Below are 3,839 nucleotides of genomic sequence, written 5' to 3'. Positions count from 1 at the left end.
GTCCCGACCGCACCCGCCCCGGCGCCGGGCGGGATGGCGGCGCCGGGGCGGGTGCGGTCGGGACGTAGCTGGTCATCGGTCACGGGTGGCTCCCTGACGTGGATGAACGTGCTGACGTTGACGGGCAGACGGACGTGCCGACACGGACGCGTGCCCTAGATGTTCCGCCTACCCATCCCGCGGCGCGCGAACCGACTACCCGCGAATGCGTCCGACCTCACCCGCGACGGGGACCCATGACCGTGACCGGCAGGCAGCGGCCGGGTGAGCCGGTCAGGACCGCAACGCGAGATCCGCGATGAGGACACGCCGGGTGGCTCCGGTCAACGGCGTCGCCTCGCTGTACTCCGGGTGTTCCACGACAAGCTCGACCGGCACGCGGGGGTCGCGGAAGGCGTCCCGGAGCGAATCGGTCAGCGCGAAGCGCACCATGTGCACGGAGACTGTCTCGGTGGGCACGCCGGGATCCTCGTCAAGGCCGGGGATCTCCTCGCCCGCCACTCGGGTTCCGCCGATCTCCAGGGCGAGACTGTGCTGCAGCCCGGCAAGCCGCCCCAACTCCTCGCGGACGGTCTCCAGAACCGAGAGCTCGATGAACACCGTCGCCGTGAGGACGTGGCTGGAGGGTAGCAGGCGGGAGTAGGCATCGATCTCGTGGGCGACGTCGGCGGAGGCGGTCAACCGCTCGGTGTAGACCATCTCCTGCACCTGGTAGCGCAGCGTCTGCTCGTTTTCGAACTCGAGGACGACGATGTCCCCGACCCGTACCCGGCGTTCGGCGCGCACCAGGATCATCTGGCTGCGCAGCCGCAGCCGGCGCTCCGCGTACGCCTGGTGGTCGGTGGTGATGTCGGCGATGGTCAGCGCCACCGTGCGATCTCCTGTCCGGAAATGCTGGGATCCGTGAACGGGCGGTCCAGGAACGGCCAAGGGCCCACGAATCAGCCAAGGGCCCACGGCACGGGAGCGACGATGCGGGCCGGGGTGGCAACGAGGGACTACTGGCATCGCCCCTGCCACCCCGGCCCGGTAGATCGAGAAACCCCGACGGTCAGGCGTCGGCCGTCTCCTCGGCCGACAGCGCGTCGAGGGCCTTCTTGAACCGACCGGCGTGGGTCTTCTCCGCCCGGGCGAGGGTCGAGAACCAGTCCGCGATCTCCTCGAAGCCCTCCTCGCGGGCGGTCTTGGCGAAGCCCGGGTACATTGCGGTGAACTCGTAGGTCTCGCCGACGACGGCGCTGGCCAGGTTCTTCGTGGTCGTACCGAGGGGCTCGCCCGTCGCCGGGTCGCCGACCTCCGCGAGGAAGTCCAGGTGCCCGAAGGCGTGACCGGTCTCACCCTCCGCGGTGTCGCGGAACAGCAACGAGGCGTCGGTCAGCCCCTCGATGTCGGCCCGGCGGGCAAAGTAGAGGTAACGCCGGTTCGCCTGGCTCTCGCCGGCAAACGCCTCCTTGAGGTTCTCGTGGGTCTTGGTGCCGTCAAGCTTCGGCATGAAGCGCTCCTTGTGGATGGGTGTTCACTGTTGGCCGGTCCCGTCCGCGCCGCGGGCCGGGCCGGAGCCGTTCGCCTGACAGTCCGGGCACAGCCCCCGGAACCGCAGGTCGTACCCGGTGATGGCGAATCCCGAGCGACACGCGATCTGGGCCATCATCCCGTCGAGGACGGGATGATCAACGTCGACCGCCCGACGGCATCCGTCGCAGACCACGTGGTCGTGACGACTCGTGTTGGCGTCGTACCGGGCCGCCGTGCCGTCGCCCAGGTGCAGCTCGAGCGCTCGGCCAACGGATACCAGCAACGCCAGTGTGCGGTATACGGTCGCACTGCCGATCCCCGGGGACACGGTCCGCACCCGCTCGTGGACCTCGGCGGCGGTCGGATGGTCGCGGGCTGCCGCTAGCACCGCCAGCACGGCCCTCCGCTGCGGAGTGAGACGAAGATCGGTCTGGTCGTTCATAGGATCACGCCCGTCGTACGGCGGTGGAACGCCCCAAGCCGCCGGCGACCACGCTCGAGGCGTCACATGGTCCGGCCGGCATCAGGATCCACCGGTTGAGAACGATTCTCAGTATCACTCCCGGGAGGATCCGAAGACAACCAGGGGGCTGTGATCCCGACCTCACCCGGCCCGGCGAGGGCCAGGCGGGCGATGCGACACGGGTCACGTCCAGCGGTCCGCGGGAGGTAGCCTGCACAGGACAACTCTCACATGGCAGCGTCCACTTCCGAGATACCCGGACCTCCGGGTGCCTGGAGCTTCGAGGTGCCTGGAGGGCGGTCCGCAGCTCACCGCCGGTCGGCGGTGGTCACCTCTCGCGAAAGGCCCGCGGACGACATGAGCACCGTCCTCGTCTACGCCGACCGAGCGGATGTGCGCGAACACGTCCGGAACGCGATCGGCCGTCTCCCCGCCGCCGACCTCGGTCCGATCGAGTTCGTCGAGGCCGCCGACGCCCCCGAGGCGATCGGCGTAGTTGATCATCATGAGGCGGATCTGTGCGTCTTCGACGCGGAGGCCACCCCCAGCGGGGGCATGGGGCTCTGCCGGCAGCTGAAGAACGAGGTCACCAACTGTCCGCCGACCATCCTGCTGGTCGCCCGCCCGGACGACCGCTGGCTCGCCACCTGGTCCCAGGCGGATGCGGTGGTCACCCATCCGATCGACCCGGGTCTACTCACCGAGGCGGTCGTGACACTGCTGCGGGCGCGTGCCGGCGGCGCCGTGGCCCGTCGGCCGCTCACCGGCGCCCAGCTCGCCCACTGAGATCCAGGGCTTCCGAGGTATGACCACCGTTGGCGCATCCCACTCCCACACCGGGGCTTCCCACACCGGCCGCTCCCACACCGGGGCTTCCCCCGCCGGGGCTCTCCCGACCGCCGAGACGAGCTGGCCGGAGCTGATAGGAGCATTGCTAGCGGGCGAGTCCCTGGACTCCGCGCGCACCGCCTGGGCGATGCAGCAGATCATGGCGGGGGCCGCCTCACCCGCGCAGGTGGCCGGGTTCGCGGTGGCGCTGCGGTCCAAAGGGGAGACGCCGGAGGAGATCGCCGGCCTGGTAGAGACCATGCTGGCCAGTGCCACGCCCCTGAGCCTGTCCAAGCGGGTACGGGCCCGCGCCGTGGACACCTGCGGGACCGGTGGCGACCGTTCCCACACCGTGAACCTGTCGACGATGGCCGCGCTGGTCGTTGCCGGCGCGGGTGTGCCGGTGGTCAAGCACGGAAACCGGGCCGCGTCGTCATCCTGCGGCTCGGCGGACCTGCTCGCGGAGCTCGGTGTCGTGGTCGATCTGCCGCCGGCCGGCGTCGAGGCGTGCCTGGCTACGGCCGGCATCGCCTTCTGCTTCGCCCAGGTCTTCCACCCGGCGATGCGGCACGTCGGCGGGGTCCGGCGCGAGATCGGCGTGCCCACCGCGTTCAACATCCTCGGGCCGCTGAGCAACCCGGCCCGCCCCGGCGCGCAGGCGATCGGCGTCGCGGACGCGCGGCTCGCTCCCGTCGTCGCCGGGGTGCTGGCGGACCGGGGCACCCGGGCGCTGGTGTTCCGCGGCGACGACGGGCTCGACGAGCTCACCCCGGTGACGACGTCCGCCGTGTGGGTCGTCGCGGCCGGCGCCGGACAGCCGCGCCGCGAGCGGTTCGACCCCCGCGACGTCGGCATCCACGTCGCGGACCACGCCGCGCTGCGCGGCGCGGAGACCCGTTACAACGCCGCCGTCACCCGGTCGGTGCTCGCCGGTGAGCCCGGACCCGTCCGCGACGCGGTCCTGCTCGCCGCCGCCACCGCCCTGGTCGCCGCGGCCGGCCCCTCCGATGCCCCCGTCACCGAGCAGATCGCC

At 71.3% G+C, this 3,839-nt stretch carries 5 protein-coding genes; 2 read left to right on the top strand and 3 right to left on the bottom strand.

Annotated features, from left to right (window positions below; all coding sequences use genetic code 11):
* Nucleotides 1–273 precede the first annotated feature (273 nt).
* The 3 genes from AC08OX_RS15315 to AC08OX_RS15305 all read right to left on the bottom strand — a co-directional run bounded on the left by AC08OX_RS15315 (nucleotide 274) and on the right by AC08OX_RS15305 (nucleotide 1,957).
* Entirely contained in the window at nucleotides 274–870 is a 597-nt protein-coding gene (locus tag AC08OX_RS15315) for a DUF3501 family protein (protein ID WP_476608431.1), read from the bottom strand.
* A 181-nt stretch (nucleotides 871–1,051) separates the two neighbouring features.
* Entirely contained in the window at nucleotides 1,052–1,492 is a 441-nt protein-coding gene (locus tag AC08OX_RS15310) for a rubrerythrin family protein (RefSeq protein WP_476608430.1), read from the bottom strand.
* 24 nt (nucleotides 1,493–1,516) lie between these two features.
* A complete protein-coding gene (locus AC08OX_RS15305) occupies nucleotides 1,517–1,957 on the bottom strand; it encodes a Fur family transcriptional regulator (RefSeq protein ID WP_476608429.1) in 441 nt (146 codons plus the stop codon).
* A 378-nt stretch (nucleotides 1,958–2,335) separates the two neighbouring features.
* Here AC08OX_RS15305 and AC08OX_RS15300 point away from each other — a divergent pair, with 378 nt between their 5' ends.
* Together AC08OX_RS15300 and trpD are read left to right on the top strand one after the other, a co-directional pair.
* Nucleotides 2,336–2,764, top strand: coding sequence for a response regulator transcription factor (locus AC08OX_RS15300; protein ID WP_476608428.1), 429 nt, complete (start codon nucleotides 2,336–2,338; stop codon nucleotides 2,762–2,764).
* Between the two features lie 19 nt (nucleotides 2,765–2,783).
* Nucleotides 2,784–3,839 (top strand): anthranilate phosphoribosyltransferase (trpD, locus tag AC08OX_RS15295; RefSeq protein WP_476608427.1); only part of this gene is annotated, 1,056 nt, incomplete at its 3' end.

The sequence above is a fragment of the Frankia sp. CoBUL1 genome (genome assembly GCF_978021245.1).
The sequence above is the reverse complement of the archived record's forward strand: the minus strand, read 5'-3'. Positions and strand labels throughout refer to the sequence as shown.